Here is a 16640-nt window from a genome sequence, read left to right as displayed (position 1 = left end):
GAGTCGATCCACAGATGAAGCGAAGAGGATTATTGTTTTGCGGCTTATTTGTCCTAGCCCTAATAATCGTGTATTTGCAGCCAGTTTTCATGCAAAACGCTTCAGATTCAAGAGTGACGATCGAAAACCCAATCAAAGCACCAACAAACATGAATTACGAACCAATCGCAGCTCAAGGATTAGCTGAATTGATCGGGGAACCTGTTTCGGATTTCGAAGAAGTCTATGGTCTTCCAGTTCAAACATATCGATCAGGTTACGAGTTTGAAATTCGGGTCTACAATCAATTAGACGACCAACAGTATGTTGAGATCAATACCGATGGTGAAAGTGTGCAAGCAATCAAAGTAATCGGCGCCGGGGGCTCTTCCCTGGCACCTTTTACGATGGGCATGACCTTGACTGACTTGACGGAGTTGACCATGATCTATCCTAACTTTACCTTGACACAAAATGATCGTGCGATCAGTTTCGAATTGATGGAAGAAGATATGAACTACCGTCCATTAGTGGCTTTTGACAACGGGACATTTGCTGTTTTGTTCTTTGATCAGGAGACTGCCCAACTGCAAGCCGTCACTTACTTGGATCAGACCACATTACTTAAACTGGCACCTTATCCCTTGACGGAAGGGCAGCGACCGCTGTTTCAAGTTTCGCAAACAATTGACCAAGCCCAAGCCAACCTTGAAAAAGAGACCCTGGCGTTTGTTATCATCGATAAAATTCGCCAGCAAATCGGCTTAGACAGCTTCTCACAGGATACTCAAACACATCAAGAGGCAGCTGGTCTTTTATCTGATTTGATCAATAATCTATCAGATCATTTGACTTCTCAACGAATCCATTCTTATCAGCGAGCACTTTCTTCGGAAAAGACAAGTAATTTTGTCTTATCGAATGACGAATGGCGAGAGTTGTTAGCGGAAAAGGAATTGGAAGCATCTGCTTCGATCTTTGAAGCGCCTGTTTATGATCCAACTTTTACGATTTTATCTTGGTTCAGTAATCCAAGATTTACTGAGCGCCTGACCCATGAACAATCAGAAAAGATAGGAATTGCTTTTTCTGAAGCAAATATGGTAGTCTTAGTGCAAGAAGATGTGGAAGGGACCGAGGATAGTACGTCAGATGATTTACGATGAAGCCTTTTTTGAGATTGAAGATCAAATCGAAGCACTTGTGAAGGCAATCAAAGCAAGTGAAACGTGTAAAACCTATCAAAAAGCGAAACAGGTCATGCATCAAGACCCTGATGTTCAGACATTGATGCAATCGTTTTTAGAAAAAAAACTAGATTTTGAAAGAATTGAAGCTTACGGTGAGTATGCGCCTGATTTCAAAGAAAAAAAACGGGCGTTGCGCACAGCCAAGCGGCAGTTGGATCTTAATGAACAAGTAAGTGAGTATCGCTGGAGTGAAACACAACTGCAGCGTTTGCTGGATGAACTGACTGTGGCGATCTCTACTTGTTTTTCTCCCTCTGTCAAAGTGGACGCTGGGAGTCCCTTTTTTCAATCAAAATCAAGTTGTGGAGGAAATTGTCATGCACGAGGATAAAGAGCCTTTTACGATGCAAAAGCGTCGAGGATTGATCGTATGGGTTTACAGCCTACGTCAACTAAAGAATTTGCGCCGTTTTGGTTTTGTTCATTATGTGTCACGCAAGATGAAATACGTGGTCATTTATTTGAACGAAGAAGAATACGAAAGCAAAAAAACAAAAATCGAGCAGTTTCACTTTGTTCGACAAGTTGAAGCTTCCTATCGACCAGATGTCGAAATGGATTTTGCTGAAAAAATTGGTACGTCAGCAGCCTATCCAGTGAAAGACGAAGGGTTTGATATCGAAGAAAAAAATACGATGATTCGATTGGCAGAAAACGTGTAATAAAAAAGTGGGGGTGCCTTGAGTCACCGCCATTTTTTTATTGCTATTTATAGAAACAGTGCTATATTTGTATTTACGAAGATCTTGGAGGGAAAAACGTATGCGTGTAGTAGCCGGAGAATATGGTGGCCGCAGATTAAAAAGTCTCGCTGGAGACAACACTCGCCCCACGACAGACAAAGTAAAAGGGGCGATTTTTAACATGTTAGGGCAATATTTAGATGGAGGAGTTGTACTGGATTTATTCAGCGGAAGCGGGGGCTTGGCTATCGAAGCGGTCTCTCGTGGTGCCAATCATGCGGTTTGTGTCGACCGTAGTTTTCCAGCAACCAAAGTGATCCGCGAAAATATTGCTATAACCAAAGAACCCGAAAAGTTCACGGTGTTAAAAATGGATGCGAATCAAGCTTTACGGCAGTTTGCAGCTGAGGGACAAAGTTTTGACTATTTGTTTTTAGACCCGCCATACGCAAAGCAAGAGATTCTGCATCAGTTAGAAGCTATGCTGAAGGATGAATTGATTCGCCCGTCTGCATACGTAGTTTGCGAAACAGACAAGTCCATCGACTTACCAGAACAAATCGGCTCGTTGCATTTGGTCCGTGCCCAAACCTATGGCATATCGGCAGTGACGATCTATAGAAATGAGGGATAACGTGAAAAAGATTGCTTTATTTCCAGGGAGTTTTGACCCATTGACATCCGGTCATGTTGATCTGATCGAGCGAGGAGCCACGCTTTTCGATGAATTGATCGTCGGCGTTTTTACAAACACCAATAAAAAAAGTTTTTTTACTAGTGAAGAAAAAGTTCATTTGATCGAAGAAGCCCTCGCCCATATTCCTAACGTCAAAATTCTGGCACAAGAAACAGAGCTAACAGTCACGATTGCGAAAAAATTAGGTGCCCAGTTTCTGCTTAGAGGCATTCGCAGTGTGAAAGACTATGAATATGAGCGGGACATTATGGAAATGAACCATCACCTAGAACCCTCATTAGAGACCGTTTTTCTTTTAGCAGACGCAAAGCACAGTTTCATCAGTTCCAGTTTGTTGAAAGAAATCTTGACCTTTGACGGCGATGTTGCCGAATATTTACCTCAAAATATCTACGATGCTATAGTAAAGAAGCGTGATACCAATGAATCTTAAATCAACGATCAAATATGTTCTCTTGTTTGTTTTAGCGCTGATCATCGCCGCTTGTGCCTTTTTGCCGATTCCCTATTATATCGAGCAACCAGGAGCAACGATCGATTTAAAAGAGCTGATTACCGTCAATCAAAAAGAAGACACATCAGCCGGATCCTTTTCTTTGACCAGTGTTGGGATTCGACAAGCTACCGTGTTCACAGCGATTGGAACGAAATTCAATGAATTCCAAGACTTGATCAGTGAGGAAGAACTTTTAGGCGGTGCGACAGATGAGGAGTACAACCGCATTCAACGCTACTATATGGAATCCTCGCAAAATAGTGCGATTGAGCAAGCATTAAAGCTGGCAGACTTACCTTATGAAATGACCTATAAAGGGGTCTATGTCATGGGGATCGATCCAAATTCCAGCTTTGCTGGGAAAATATCCGTTGGAGATACCGTCACCGCAGTCAATGGTAAAGAATTTAAAAGCAGTCAAGATTTTATCGACTACGTCCAAAGTCAAACCATTGGTGATGAAATCACCGTGACTTACTTGCAAGATGGCGAAGAAAAAGAAGCAACGGGCAAACTAATTGAACTGGAGAGCAATCAAAAAGCCGGTATCGGCATCTCCCTCGTCGATCATACAGAGATCACTTCTGATGAAGAGATCGTGATCGATTCTGGCAATATCGGAGGACCTTCCGCTGGTTTGATGTTCACCCTTGAAATCTATGAACAGTTGACCGGAGATAACCTACGTAAAGGTCACAACATAGCTGGGACAGGAACGATCTCAGCTGACGGAACCGTTGGTCGAATCGGTGGGATCGATAAAAAAGTAGCGAGTGCCAGTGAAAGTGGTGCAGAAATCTTCTTTGCCCCAGATGATGAAATCACTGACGAAGAGCGTGAAATAGATCCTTCCATCAAAACAAATTATGAAGAGGCAGTGGCAGCAGCGAAGAAGTTAGACACGGATATGAAAATCGTTCCGATCGCCAATGTCCAAGATGCCTTGGATTATCTAGCAACACTAAAAGAAGCAAATTAAAACGGCGCTCGCCGTTTTTTTTATTGTCTAAAGAATACAGTAGGCTCAAAGAAAAGGTTATGCTATACTTTTAGATAAGGAGTGTGAATCTAGTGGAATTAAAAAGACAACAACCGATCGTTGAAGCATATCATTTCGATATGAAACCGAAAGACAAAGAAATGGAAACTAAATTGAATGTAGGCTTTGCGCCGTTAAAAGTCAAAGATGAAGAATATATGGAAAAAAACAGTATTATTGGCGCCCGGCTAGAATTTCAATTAGTGTTCCCTGATTATGTTTTGTCAGGACGTGTCGGACAGGTCAATCATATTTTGAATCGTAAAGTCAATTCTGGAGAAGATCTAACAAAAGCTGAAACTGATCGTTTGGTTGAGCCATTATTTGATATCGTCAAACGCCTGACGTATGAGGTGACAGAAATCGTGACCGACAAACCAGGACTCCAACTGAACTTCAATACCAACTCGAACCCCACACAAGAATCGACCGAAGAAGAAAAATAAGTTGAAATAGGAGGGATTTCCATTGTTTTCCAACCAAATGCAAGTGATGCTCTACGTTGATGATGTGACGAAAGCTGTCGAATTTTGGCAAGAATTAGGCTTTGTGATCATTGAACAGCAAACGATCGATGGAACATCCGTCGTCGAAATCGCTCCTTCAAAAGAGGCAGAGGTTCATTTTGTCTTATATGACCGTGAGTTCATCGAAACGCACTCACCTGAAGTCGCATTGAATTCTCCATCGATCATGTTTTTTGCTGAGGATATTACAGCTCTCTATAAAAAACTTTTAGAGATGGAAGCAGAAGTGGGTGAATTGATTCAGATGGAAGAACAACTGGTTTTCAATTTTGCCGATCCAGATGGCAATTATTTTGCTGTATCAGGAAAATAGGTTTTGCCGATCGTAACCAATCATTCGTCTTTATGAACCCGACTCTATGCTGTCGAACCGTTCAAGGCGAATGATTGTTTTTTGTTTTAATGCAAGACATTTTGTAACTAAAGAACTAGAATTGATAATAAAAGAATCAATTGCCTTTAAGGAGGGAATGACAATGCAAAAATATCTTTATGCAATCAGTGACATTCATGGAATGGCCGATCTTTTTAAAAGTCTTCTTAAGGAATATGATCCGAAAATCCATCAGTTGCTTTTGATTGGTGATTTAAATGACCGAGGGCCAATGTCCAAAGAGTGTTTATTGCTTGGAAAGAAATTAGTCGAAGAACATCAAGCGATTTATTTACGTGGCAATCACGAAGAGTATTTTCTGCAATTTCTAAATGCCCCTGAGGATTGGTTCGCCGCCTACGTACGCAATGGTGGCAAAGAAACGATTGAAAGTCTTTTGCATACAGGCGCCACTGAGGAGTATTCGCCGACGGAAATCGCCTTAATGATCCGAAGTAGGTATGGAGACTTATTAGAGTTTTTAATGGAGCGACCACTTTATTACGAGTGGGGAAAGTACCTCTTTGTCCATGCGGGCGTGGATTTAAGTAAAAAAGATTGGCGGAAGACCACCGACCACGATTTTATCTGGATTCGCGAACCTTTTCATAAAGGGAAAAACCGTACAGGAAAAACGATCGTTTTTGGCCATACCATCACGCCCATGCTGCATGGAGATATGCAGACAACAGATCTTTGGCAACAAGACGACAAAATCGGCATCGATGGCGGGGCAGTATTTGGTGGATCGGTGCATGGCGTGATTTTTGATGACAAAGGGGTCCTTCAAGATATCGAATATCAAAATTTAGCAGGACCTTGGCAACCAGACTTTTAAAAGTCTTTTCTAAAAAGAGAAAAGCAGCCATTACAAGAGCCCCGAAGCAATGTTCCATTCGTGCCTTCTTGTTTCCTCAATGGCTGTCTTTTTTATGTTAAAATAGCAAAAGCAACAAAGGAAAGGTGAGAACGAATGGCAGAAATGAATCAAGAGGTACTTGATTTAGTGAAACAAGAACTAACCTCTTTTACCCAAAAACAAATCAGTACGGTGTTACAATTATTGCAAGAAGGAAATACCGTTCCGTTTATTGCCCGCTACCGTAAAGAAATGACGAATGGACTTGACGAAGTTCAGATTCGAGAAATCGAAGAGCGGTATCAGTACTTAGAAAACCTAGAGAAACGCAAGCAAGAAGTTTTACGCTTGATAGAAGAACAAGAAAAGCTAACGCCTGAACTATCACAGGCGATTTTAGCTGCGACAAAAATGCAGGCCGTCGAAGACCTGTATCGTCCTTATAAACAAAAACGACGCACCAAAGCAACGATAGCCAAAGAAAATGGCTTGGAACCATTTGCTCAGTGGCTGTTAAGCGTCTCAAAAATAGGTGACGTTCAAGAAAAAGCGACCGAATTTATGAGTGATGCTGTTCCTACTGTAGAAGATGTCTTGGCTGGCGCCCATGAGATCATTGCAGAAGTCGTTGGTGATACTGCAGAATTTCGAAGTTGGATTCGGAGCTATTATTCTAACAAAGGACTGTATAAGAGCACGGTCAAAAATGCTGAAAAAGATGAAAAAGGCGTTTATGAAATGTATTACGATTTCCAACATCCTATCAATAAGATGGTTTCCCACCGGGTTTTAGCCACCAATCGTGGAGAAAAAGAAGACATTTTGAAGGTAACGCTTGTGGCAGATGAAGAAAAAATCATGGAGTACCTACGTCGGAAATTGATCACAAATAGTGATTCACCCGCAGCCAGTTTTGTCCAAACTGCTGCTGCTGACGCCTTGAAACGTTTTATCTTACCAGCGATCGAACGAGAGATCCGCAATGAGTTGACAGAAAAAGCCGACGAACAAGCAATTGCGATTTTTGGAGAAAATCTTCGCAATCTGCTGCTGCAGCCTCCGTTGAAGGGGAAAGTCGTTTTAGGGTTTGATCCAGCGTATCGAACGGGCTGTAAATTGGCCGTCGTTGATGAGACAGGAAAAGTATTAGCAATCGAAGTGATCTATCCCCATAAACCGGCGCCGATGAATAAACGAGAAGCGGCTGGACCAGCGTTTCGTCGCTTATTGCAAACCTATAAAGTTGAAATGGTCGCAATCGGTAATGGGACGGCGAGTCGAGAGTCAGAGCAATTCGTCGCTGAACAATTAAAATTGATCGATCAAGAGGTATATTATGTGATCGTGAATGAGGCAGGCGCTTCTGTTTATTCGGCCAGTCCGATCGCCCGGCATGAATTCCCTGATCTGCAAGTGGAAGAACGAAGTGCCATCAGTATTGGTCGCCGTCTCCAAGATCCCTTGGCAGAATTAGTTAAAATCGATCCACAATCGGTGGGCGTCGGGCAATACCAACATGACGTTTCGCAAAAGCGCTTAGCCGAACAATTGGATTTTGTCGTGGAAACGGTCGTCAACCAAGTAGGCGTTGATGTCAATACCGCAAGTGCGGCACTTTTACAGCACGTGGCGGGCTTAAATAAAACGACTGCCCAAAATATCGTGACCTATCGAGAAGAAAACGGGGTATTTACGCAGCGCAATCAACTGAAAAAAGTCCCTCGCTTAGGGCCAAAGGCCTATGAACAGGCGATCGGTTTTATGCGGATTCCTGGCGGAAAAGTCATTTTGGACAATACCGGGATTCATCCAGAAAGTTATGACACTGCCAAAGAAATTTTGGCGCTCGCGGATATTTCTCTAGCGGAGCTTGGGAAAGAACAATCGGAAGAAAATAAAGTGAAGTTGGCGCAAATGCGTCCAGCAGAACTTTCTGCTAAATTGTCTGTCGGGAAAGAAACCATCACAGATATCTTAAAAGCGTTAATGCAGCCAGGACGTGATATGCGGGATGAAATGCCAGCCCCATTATTGCGCAAAGATGTGTTGAGTATGGAGGATCTAAAACCGGGAATGGAATTGAAAGGAACTGTTCGAAATGTGATCGACTTTGGTGCTTTCGTCGATATCGGTGTCAAACAAGATGGACTGGTTCATTTGTCGAAGCTGAGCCGTTCGTTTGTAAAACATCCGAAAGACGTTGTTTCCGTTGGTGACGTCGTAACCGTTTGGATCGAGCAAGTAGATGTCAAAAAAGGCCGTATCAGCTTAACAATGGTCGATCCAGGAAATGCTAAATGACCCAACAAGAATTGCAGCGTTTGGTGGAAGAGCTTTCGCTGTCTGTTTTCAATAAACCATTTACGCATCGAGCGGTATTTAATTCTCGCTTAAAAACAACCGGTGGCCGTTACCATCTAAGTGATCACCACTTGGATTTCAATCCAGTGATGCTTACTGAACACGGGATGGAGGTTTTTATCGGCATTATCAAGCATGAATTATGTCACTATCATTTGCATTTAGCAGGTCTTGGTCATCGTCACCAAGATCCTGCTTTTAAAGCATTGCTGGCAAAAACGGGAGGCCTGCGGTATGCACCTCCTGCCAAAAGGACAGCTAAACATCGCTATCGATGTCAAAATTGTGGCTGCGAGATTCGGCGGCAGCGGCGTGTGGATATCAAAAAATTTGTTTGTGGAAAATGTCGCGGACGTTTGCTAGAAATAGGAAATGATGAGAAAAGTCAAGTCGAAAAATAAAACTCGTTGCTATTTTTTTCATTTTGTATGATAATGTAGGTCGTGTGACAACCTGATATTTGTCAATACACGCGTTTTTTTACGACGCGGATTTGAGAAAAGAGGATTATAATAATGGAAAATCAAAACAAAATACATCATTTTGTTGGAATCAAAGGTTCCGGTATGAGTTCATTGGCTTTGATTCTGCACGAAAAAGGCTACCAAGTACAAGGCTCTGATGTGGAAGAATATTTCTTCACTCAACGTGATCTAGAAAAAGCAGCAATCAAATTGCTGCCTTTCGATAAAGCAAACATTCAACCAGAAATGGTCATTATCCAAGGGAATGCTTTCCCTGACACCCACGAAGAAATCATACGGGCCAAAGAACTTGGTTTAGAAGTCACTCGTTATCATGACTTTATTGGCCAATTCATTCAGCCCTATACGAGTATTGCTGTGACTGGTTCTCACGGAAAAACCAGTACGACAGGATTGCTTTCTCATGTTTTAAGCGGCATCCGGCCAACAAGTTTCTTGATTGGCGATGGTACCGGTCATGGAGAGCCCGATGCGGAATTCTTCTCGTTTGAAGCTTGTGAATACCGCCGTCATTTCTTAGCTTATTCACCGGACTATGCAATTATGACCAACATCGATTTTGATCATCCGGACTATTTCCACTCGATTGACGATGTCTTCTCAGCCTTTCAATCGATGGCAAGTCAAGTAAAAAAAGGCATTTTTGCTTTTGGTGATGACGAGTACCTGCGTAAACTTGAAGCAGATGTCCCGATCTACTATTACGGCGTCAACGATAACGACGATGTTCAAGCAAAAAACATTGAACGCACCACCCAAGGTTCAGAGTTCGACGTCTTTATCCATGGTGAAAACATTGGCCATTTTGTCTTGCCAGCGTTTGGTCAACACAACATCAACAACGCACTCAGTGTGATCGCTGTGGCTTACAAAGAAGGATTGGACATGAAAGAAGTTGCCGCTGAGATGCTCTCATTCCCTGGAGTGAAACGTCGCTTCAGCGAAAAAATCGTAGCGGATATGACGATCGTAGACGATTACGCCCATCATCCTGCAGAAATCAAAGCAACGATTGATGGCGCTCGTCAAAAATATCCGGATAAAGAGATTATTGCTGTCTTCCAACCTCATACCTTTACCCGTACGATCGCTTTAATGGATGAATTTGCGGAAGCGTTAGATCTTGCAGACCATGTGTATCTATGTGATATTTTTGGATCTGCTCGTGAATCCCGAGGGGATGTTAAAATTGAAGATCTGGGCAATAAAATTCAAAGAGGCGGAACTGTGATCAAAGAAGAGAACGTTTCTCCGCTACTAGATCATCAAAATGCTGTCGTGATTTTTATGGGAGCAGGCGATGTGCAAAAATTTGAAACAGCCTATGAAAAACTCCTAAGCAATACAACTCGTAACGTATTGTAATCAAAGACTCTTGTGGCGTGTTTGCTGCAAGAGTTTTTTACATCTGAAGTTTTTGCAAAAGCAGCACCGCGAACTTGCACTTTTGTCGGCATCTGATAGAATATACTCAGATGAAACTATTCTTTTTGGAGGAATTAAATTTTGAATATAGGAAAACCGCGAAAAATAGGGAAAAGTATTGAAGATATCGAGGAAGGCGATTCGTTATCCTTAACAGAATCGATCGAAGACAATCAACTGTTGTTATATTTAGGACTTACTAATGATGCAAACCCTTTGTATATTCAACATGACTACACGCAAAATACTGAGTATCAGCGTCCCATCGTACCATCCATCATGTTGATGGGGATCATCACCAGTGCCGTATCGAAACATTTGCCTGGTCCTGGCTCTCATGTAGTCAATTTTTCGGTGAACTTTATTGAACCTGTATATCATTATGAAACATTGACCTTTGAATTCGAAGTGATCAAAGTGGATAAAATGAAAGACGTGGTAACTATTTCGGTTGAAGCGATCAACACAGAAGATCATCGTATTTTAGATGCTGTGGTCATGGTCCAGCCGCCAAAAGCAGTAGCAGTAAATGAGGAGGAACAACAAGATGAATAATTTAAACAATGAAACCGTCCAAGCCCAAGGCTTAAATCGCTTTTATTCAAAAGTGTATTTATTCTTCGGGGTTGGGCTTGCGATCAGTGCGATTTCAGCCTATATTTTTGGGGAAGTCTTCAAAGCGCAAACCCTGCAATTTATCGACAATTTTCCGCTAGGATTTACCGGTCTTTGGATCTTACAGATCATTCTAGTTATTGTATTAGGGGTGAAGGCGCAGAAAAATCCGTCCTTGACCGTTGCTGGCTTTTTAGTCTATTCGCTCTTGAATGGATTGACCTTGTCTGTGACATTGATGATCTATGACTTTGGATCGATCGTGGGAGCATTTGTTTCAGCAGCCGTCACTTTTGGTGTCATGTCAGCATTTGGGATCATGACCAAACGTGATCTAAGTGTGGTTGGTCGTATCGGCTATGGTCTGTTGATCGGGATCATCATCTCAACGCTCTTGAATGTATTTATTTTACGCAGTCAACCGGTTGACTTTTTCTTATCGATCGTGACCGTCTTTGTCTTTATGGGAATCACCGCTTATGACAATCAGCAAATCCGCAATGTATACTTCGCAACGAATGGTGGCGCAAATACAGGAGTGGCCGTTTTCATGGCATTACAACTGTATTTAGACTTCATCAACTTATTCCTAGCGTTATTGCGAATCTTTGGCAAAAACAACTAAAAAAAGTGCGAGGAAACTCGCCTTTTTTTTTGTATAAAATGAGAGAGAAAACAAAGCAATTCATCGCTTTTGTGCCCGTTCTTTGATAGAATAAAGAGGAACTTTTTGAGAAAAGGAGTAATCAAATGCCAAAAAATAAATTACTACTCGTTGATGGGAATAGTGTGGCTTTTCGCGCGTTTTTTGCGTTGCATAATTCATTAGAACGGTTTAAAAATGCCAACGGGCTGCACACAAATGCCATCTATGCGTTTCATACTATGTTTGAAAATGTGATGGCAAAAGAACAGCCAACACATGTTTTAGTGGCTTTTGATGCTGGAAAAACCACCTTCAGGACAGCGATGTATGAAGATTATAAAGGTGGGCGTTCAAAAACCCCTGGGGAATTTAAAGAACAAATGCCTTACATTCGCGAATTGATCAACGCGTTAGGTGTTCAATACTACGAATTAGATAACTATGAAGCCGATGATATCATTGGCACATTGGCAAATAAAGTCGATAAAGAGCTATTTGATGTCGTCGTTTTATCTGGCGATCGCGATTTGACCCAGCTGGCAACGGAGCACGTGAAAGTTGACATTACGGTCAAAGGCGTTAGCGAAATTGAAAGTTATACGCCCGCTCATGTGGCTGAAAAATATGACGGCCTAACACCCTTACAAATCATCGACATGAAAGGACTAGCTGGCGATGCTTCCGATAATATTCCCGGCGTCACCAAAATTGGTGAGAAGACAGCCATTAAGCTTTTAAAGAAATATGGCTCCGTTGAGGGAATCTATGAACACATCGATGAAATGAAAAAAAGCAAGATGAAAGAAAACTTGATCAATGACCGTGAGATCGCCTTTCTTTCAAAACAATTAGCAACCATCGATGTGGATGCGCCCATTGAGGTCGATGTCGACAAACTGAAATATGAAGGCAAAGATTTAGAGAAATTGGTGCCATTCTACCAAGAAATGAACTTTAATAGCTTCTTAGATAAGCTGCAAATTACAGCTGAACCAGTTGAGATGGAAGACATTTTGTTTTCGGTCGTTGAAGAAGTAACGGAAGATATGTTCCAGGGAGACACAGCATTGTATGTCGAGATGATGGGGGATAACTATCATTTGGAAGACATTGTCGGTGTTGCTTGGGGCAATCAAGAAAAAATTTATGTCAGCAATCGTGAAGAATTGTTTGAAAGTCCAGCCTTTACCGATTGGTTAAAAGACGAGAAACGTAAAAAATTCGTCTATGATGCCAAACGCACGTACGTGGCGTTAAACCGGTACACGACAGCACCAAAAGGAATCGCTTTTGATGTTTTATTGGCAGCTTATCTTTTAGACACGAATGATACGAATAATGACATCGCAGGTGTTGCCGCTCACTATGGCTATGATGCGATCCAATCGGATGAAGCGATTTATGGAAAAGGAGCGAAAAAAGGGCTGCCGGCGGATGAGGAAGACTTCTTTGCTCATTTAGCCCGTAAAGTAGCGGCGATTACAAACCTAACCCCAAAACTTACGGAAGAATTGGCAGCGAAGAATCAAACAGCGCTCTTTGAAGAAATGGAATTGCCTTTATCAATGATTTTAGCTGAGATGGAGATTACCGGTATCAAAGTTGATGCGTCTCGCTTGCATCAGATGAAGGGCGAATTTGCACAACGGTTGCATGAAATTGAAGAAAAAATCTACGCCGAAGCTGGAGAAACCTTCAACTTAAACTCGCCGAAACAATTAGGTGTGATTTTATTTGAAAAAATGGGCTTACCAGTTATCAAAAAAACCAAAACTGGCTATTCGACCGCAGTCGATGTGTTAGAACAACTAAAAGAGCAAGCACCAATCGTTGAAGACATTTTGACTTATCGTCAAATCGCTAAGATCCAATCAACCTATGTAGAAGGCTTATTAAAAGTGATCCAAGGAGATGGCAAAGTCCATACGCGATATGTACAAACCTTGACCCAAACTGGTCGTTTAAGTTCTATCGATCCAAACTTACAAAACATTCCGATTCGTTTAGAAGAAGGTCGAAAGATCCGCGAAGCCTTTGTGCCACGAGAAACTGATTGGGTAATCTATTCCTCTGACTACTCTCAAATCGAACTACGGGTGTTGGCACATATTTCAGATGATACCCATTTGAAAGAAGCCTTTATCGAAGGTCAGGATATCCACTCAAGTACAGCGATGCGAGTCTTTGGTATCGAAAAAGCAGAAGATGTGACACCAAATATGCGTCGTCAAGCCAAAGCGGTCAACTTCGGTATCGTTTATGGGATTTCTGATTATGGATTATCACAGAATCTAGGAATCACCAGAAAAGCCGCCCAACAATACATCGATACGTATTTTGAAAAATATCCTGGTGTGAAAACGTATATGGAGGATGTGGTTCGTGAGGCGAAGGACAAAGGGTACGTTGAAACCTTGTATCATCGCCGTCGTTACCTACCTGATATCAATTCTCGCAATTTCAATATTCGAACTTTTGCCGAAAGAACCGCCATCAATACACCGATTCAAGGCAGTGCGGCGGATATCTTAAAAATTGCCATGATCGATTTGGCGAAACGTTTGAAAGAAGAAAAATTAGCAGCAACGATGCTGCTGCAAGTACACGATGAACTAGTCTTTGAAGTACCTGAATCTGAATTGCCTCGTCTTGACGCTTTAGTGAAAGAAGTGATGGAGCAAGCCGTTGCATTGCATGTCCCTTTACTGACAGACAGCAATTGGGGCAAAACATGGTACGATGCAAAATAAATGAGGTGAACAGAGGTGCCGGAATTACCAGAAGTTGAAACGGTCCGCAAAGGACTTGAAAAACTTGTTTTAAATAAAACGATCGAATCGGTCGAGATCCTTTGGCCGCGAATCATCGAAAGTCCTGAAGTGCCGATCTTTTCGGCACTGTTGAAAGGGCAACGTTTTGAAAAATTTGAACGACGTGGAAAATTTTTGATTTTTAAATTGACAGATTATGATCTGATCTCTCATCTACGAATGGAAGGCAAGTACGAGTATTTTGAGTCAGACCCGATTGTCGATAAACATACACATGTCATTTTCCATTTTACAGATGGCAGTCAGTTAAATTACCATGATGTAAGAAAATTTGGTCGTATGACCTTAGTGGATAAAGACCAAAGCGCAGCCTATAAAGGGATCATGCAATTAGGTCCTGAACCTAAGCCTGAATTGTTTTTATTAGAAGCATTTGAACAAGGATTGAAGCGTTCGAAAAAAGCCATCAAACCGTTATTGCTTGACCAAAAGCTCGTTACTGGTTTAGGCAATATTTATGTAGATGAGGCGCTGTGGCAAGCAAAAATCCATCCAGAGCAACCAGCGGATTCATTAATGCCAACTGAAGTAGATGTGCTGCATGAAGCAATCATCGATGTCTTAGAGCGAGCTGTTGAAGCAGGCGGAACTACCATTCGGACCTATCTCAATGCACTAGGAGAAGCCGGGAAATTCCAAATGTCATTAAATGTCTATGGCCAGACAGGCAATCCTTGTGGCCGATGTGGCACACCAATCGTCAAGATCAAAGTTGCCCAACGGGGGACGCATTTTTGTCCTCAGTGTCAAAAACTGCATGTGAGGTCCAACAAATGAGTTTTGTTTTAGGCGTCACTGGGGGAATCGCCACTGGAAAAAGTACTGCAGTCGCGCATTTTCGATCACTGGGTTTACCGATTATTGATGCCGATATCATCGCAAGAGAAGTCGTTGAACCGAATACGGAGGGCTTGCAGGCGGTGACGCAAGCCTTTGGTCCGCAGATTTTGACCGATGATGGGCACCTAGATCGACAAACCCTCGGTGCTTTGATTTTTAACGATCCAGAAAAACGCCGCATGCTGAATCAGACGTTATCTCCTTTTATTCGACAAGAGATTTTGTCTCAGATCGAAGAAAAAAAACAGGAAGTGCCCTTGTTGATCGTTGACATTCCTTTGCTTTATGAAGCCGACTACGACCAATACATGGATCAAACCGCAGTCGTTTATGTGCCAGAAGCGATTCAAAAAGAGCGGTTGATGGCACGTAATCAATTGAATGAGCAAGACGCGCAACAACGAATCGACAGTCAGCTTTCAATTGAGAAAAAGAAACAACGGGCCGATATTGTCTTTGATAATCAAGGAACGATCGCCCAACTCAATCAGCAGATCGATGATTGGCTCGCATCTATAAATAAATAGGTAAAGCAGCAGGTTCCCTTTCACTAAAGGGAACCTGCTATTTTATCTTTCAATAGCAAACCTAGCCCTATCATTTCCAAAAACAACTGGCGCTGAAACATGTCGGAAACTGTTTGGTTTGGAAAGTAAGACGATCGTTTATGAATGGTTAAATATCAAAGTACCAGCCCTGATTTATTTTGGGGTCACGATCACGCGATTGCTGGAAAAGGGGTGAAGAACGATCGGCTGATCATAAAAAGAGGTGAGAACCTCCTCAGTAAAAATCGTCTCTCGTTGACCAGCGGCGTGGACTTTGCCGTTTTTTAACATCAGCAAATGAGTGAAAATCGGTAGTAGCTCTTCTGTATGATGGGTAACGTAAAGAAGAGTCGGCGTATTCGGCAGTTGTGAAAAAGCCTCCAGACGGGTTAGCAGTTCTTCTCGCGCAAATAGATCAAGGCCCGTACAAGGTTCGTCCAAAATCAGGATCTCTGGTTGTGCCATCATGGCCCGTGCGATCATGACAAATTGTTTTTCTCCTTGAGAAAGGACGTGATAGGAACGATGGATCAGATGAGTCAGCCTCAAGTCAGCCAAAAGTGCTTTTGCTTGGTCCAGTTGGTTTTCATCATAAGATTCATAAAGACCAATACTGGAATAAAGCCCGGATAGAACGATCTCTTCAGCCTGGTCTCGTCCATAAAACTTATTTTGTAAAGCGGAACTAACCCAACCGATGCGCCGTTGAAGATCCGGGACAGACGTTTTGCCGTATCGTTCACCTAGGACTGTTCGGTGACCAGAAGAAGGCCATAAAGTTCCTGTAATCAGCTGCAAAAGTAAACTTTTCCCCGCGCCATTCAGGCCTAAAACCGCCCAATGCTCATTTTTTTCCACTTGCCAATTGATGGTTTCTAATAAAAATTTTTGGTTGCGAATGATTGAAACCTGTTGAAAATCAAGGACTGTCATCGATAATCGAACCTAATCAGGTTCTTCACCTCCATTTATAAGAATATTCAGAA

Annotated in this window: 18 protein-coding genes; 17 read left to right on the top strand and 1 reads right to left on the bottom strand. The window is 42.2% G+C overall.

What is annotated here, in order from left to right:
• The first annotated feature begins 14 nt into the window (after positions 1–14).
• The 17 genes from A5877_RS00895 (at position 15) to coaE (ending at position 15633) form a co-directional block, all read left to right on the top strand.
• A complete protein-coding gene (locus A5877_RS00895) occupies positions 15–1145 on the top strand; it encodes a CAP-associated domain-containing protein (RefSeq protein ID WP_086316172.1) in 1131 nt (376 codons plus the stop codon).
• Positions 1132–1560, top strand: coding sequence for a YlbF family regulator (locus A5877_RS00890; protein WP_086316171.1), 429 nt, complete (start codon positions 1132–1134; stop codon positions 1558–1560). The genes A5877_RS00895 and A5877_RS00890 overlap by 14 nt, the downstream gene beginning before the upstream one ends.
• Positions 1547–1891 carry a YlbG family protein gene (locus A5877_RS00885; protein ID WP_086316170.1) on the top strand — a complete coding sequence of 115 codons (345 nt, stop codon included), beginning with the start codon at positions 1547–1549 and terminating at the stop codon, positions 1889–1891. Before A5877_RS00890 ends, A5877_RS00885 begins: the two co-directional genes overlap by 14 nt.
• Before the next feature lie 100 nt (positions 1892–1991).
• Positions 1992–2546 carry a 16S rRNA (guanine(966)-N(2))-methyltransferase RsmD gene (rsmD, locus tag A5877_RS00880; protein ID WP_086316169.1) on the top strand — a complete coding sequence of 185 codons (555 nt, stop codon included), beginning with the start codon at positions 1992–1994 and terminating at the stop codon, positions 2544–2546.
• Between the two features lies 1 nt (position 2547).
• A complete protein-coding gene (gene coaD, locus A5877_RS00875) occupies positions 2548–3042 on the top strand; it encodes a pantetheine-phosphate adenylyltransferase (RefSeq protein ID WP_086316168.1) in 495 nt (164 codons plus the stop codon).
• Positions 3032–4084 carry a SepM family pheromone-processing serine protease gene (locus A5877_RS00870; RefSeq protein ID WP_005235759.1) on the top strand — a complete coding sequence of 351 codons (1053 nt, stop codon included), beginning with the start codon at positions 3032–3034 and terminating at the stop codon, positions 4082–4084. The genes coaD and A5877_RS00870 overlap by 11 nt, the downstream gene beginning before the upstream one ends.
• Before the next feature lie 92 nt (positions 4085–4176).
• Positions 4177–4590 carry a DUF1149 family protein gene (locus A5877_RS00865; protein ID WP_008380094.1) on the top strand — a complete coding sequence of 138 codons (414 nt, stop codon included), beginning with the start codon at positions 4177–4179 and terminating at the stop codon, positions 4588–4590.
• Between the two features lie 22 nt (positions 4591–4612).
• A complete protein-coding gene (locus A5877_RS00860) occupies positions 4613–4984 on the top strand; it encodes a VOC family protein (protein WP_005235761.1) in 372 nt (123 codons plus the stop codon).
• Between the two features lie 163 nt (positions 4985–5147).
• The gene (locus tag A5877_RS00855; RefSeq protein ID WP_086316167.1) at positions 5148–5882 is read left to right on the top strand and encodes a metallophosphoesterase family protein; all 735 of its coding nucleotides are present in this window, start codon (positions 5148–5150) and stop codon (positions 5880–5882) included.
• A 135-nt stretch (positions 5883–6017) separates the two neighbouring features.
• A complete protein-coding gene (locus A5877_RS00845; protein WP_086316165.1) occupies positions 6018–8204 on the top strand; it encodes a Tex family protein in 2187 nt (728 codons plus the stop codon).
• Positions 8201–8665, top strand: coding sequence for a SprT family protein (locus A5877_RS00840; protein ID WP_086316164.1), 465 nt, complete (start codon positions 8201–8203; stop codon positions 8663–8665). The genes A5877_RS00845 and A5877_RS00840 overlap by 4 nt, the downstream gene beginning before the upstream one ends.
• A 114-nt stretch (positions 8666–8779) precedes the next feature.
• A complete protein-coding gene (gene murC / locus A5877_RS00835; RefSeq protein WP_005235767.1) occupies positions 8780–10114 on the top strand; it encodes a UDP-N-acetylmuramate--L-alanine ligase in 1335 nt (444 codons plus the stop codon).
• 141 nt (positions 10115–10255) lie between these two features.
• Positions 10256–10729 (top strand): MaoC/PaaZ C-terminal domain-containing protein, encoded by a 474-nt coding sequence (locus tag A5877_RS00830; protein WP_005235769.1) that lies wholly within the window; start codon positions 10256–10258, stop codon positions 10727–10729.
• Positions 10722–11414 carry a Bax inhibitor-1/YccA family protein gene (locus A5877_RS00825; protein WP_005235771.1) on the top strand — a complete coding sequence of 231 codons (693 nt, stop codon included), beginning with the start codon at positions 10722–10724 and terminating at the stop codon, positions 11412–11414. Before A5877_RS00830 ends, A5877_RS00825 begins: the two co-directional genes overlap by 8 nt.
• 125 nt (positions 11415–11539) lie before the next feature.
• Positions 11540–14185: a DNA polymerase I gene (polA, locus tag A5877_RS00820; RefSeq protein WP_086316163.1), complete on the top strand. Its 2646-nt coding sequence runs from the start codon at positions 11540–11542 to the stop codon at positions 14183–14185.
• Between the two features lie 15 nt (positions 14186–14200).
• A complete protein-coding gene (gene mutM / locus A5877_RS00815; protein WP_016620072.1) occupies positions 14201–15043 on the top strand; it encodes a DNA-formamidopyrimidine glycosylase in 843 nt (280 codons plus the stop codon).
• Positions 15040–15633 (top strand): dephospho-CoA kinase, encoded by a 594-nt coding sequence (gene coaE, locus A5877_RS00810; RefSeq protein ID WP_086299408.1) that lies wholly within the window; start codon positions 15040–15042, stop codon positions 15631–15633. Before mutM ends, coaE begins: the two co-directional genes overlap by 4 nt.
• Before the next feature lie 174 nt (positions 15634–15807).
• Here the strand turns inward: coaE and A5877_RS00805 are convergent, their stop codons facing one another.
• Positions 15808–16587: an ABC transporter ATP-binding protein gene (locus tag A5877_RS00805; protein WP_086316162.1), complete on the bottom strand. Its 780-nt coding sequence runs from the start codon at positions 16585–16587 to the stop codon at positions 15808–15810.
• Positions 16588–16640 lie beyond the last annotated feature (53 nt).

The sequence above is a fragment of the Enterococcus sp. 3C7_DIV0644 genome, from assembly GCF_002141235.1.
Lineage (GTDB): Bacteria > Bacillota > Bacilli > Lactobacillales > Enterococcaceae > Enterococcus_D > Enterococcus_D entomosocium.
This window is presented reverse-complemented; position numbering and strand designations above follow the sequence as displayed.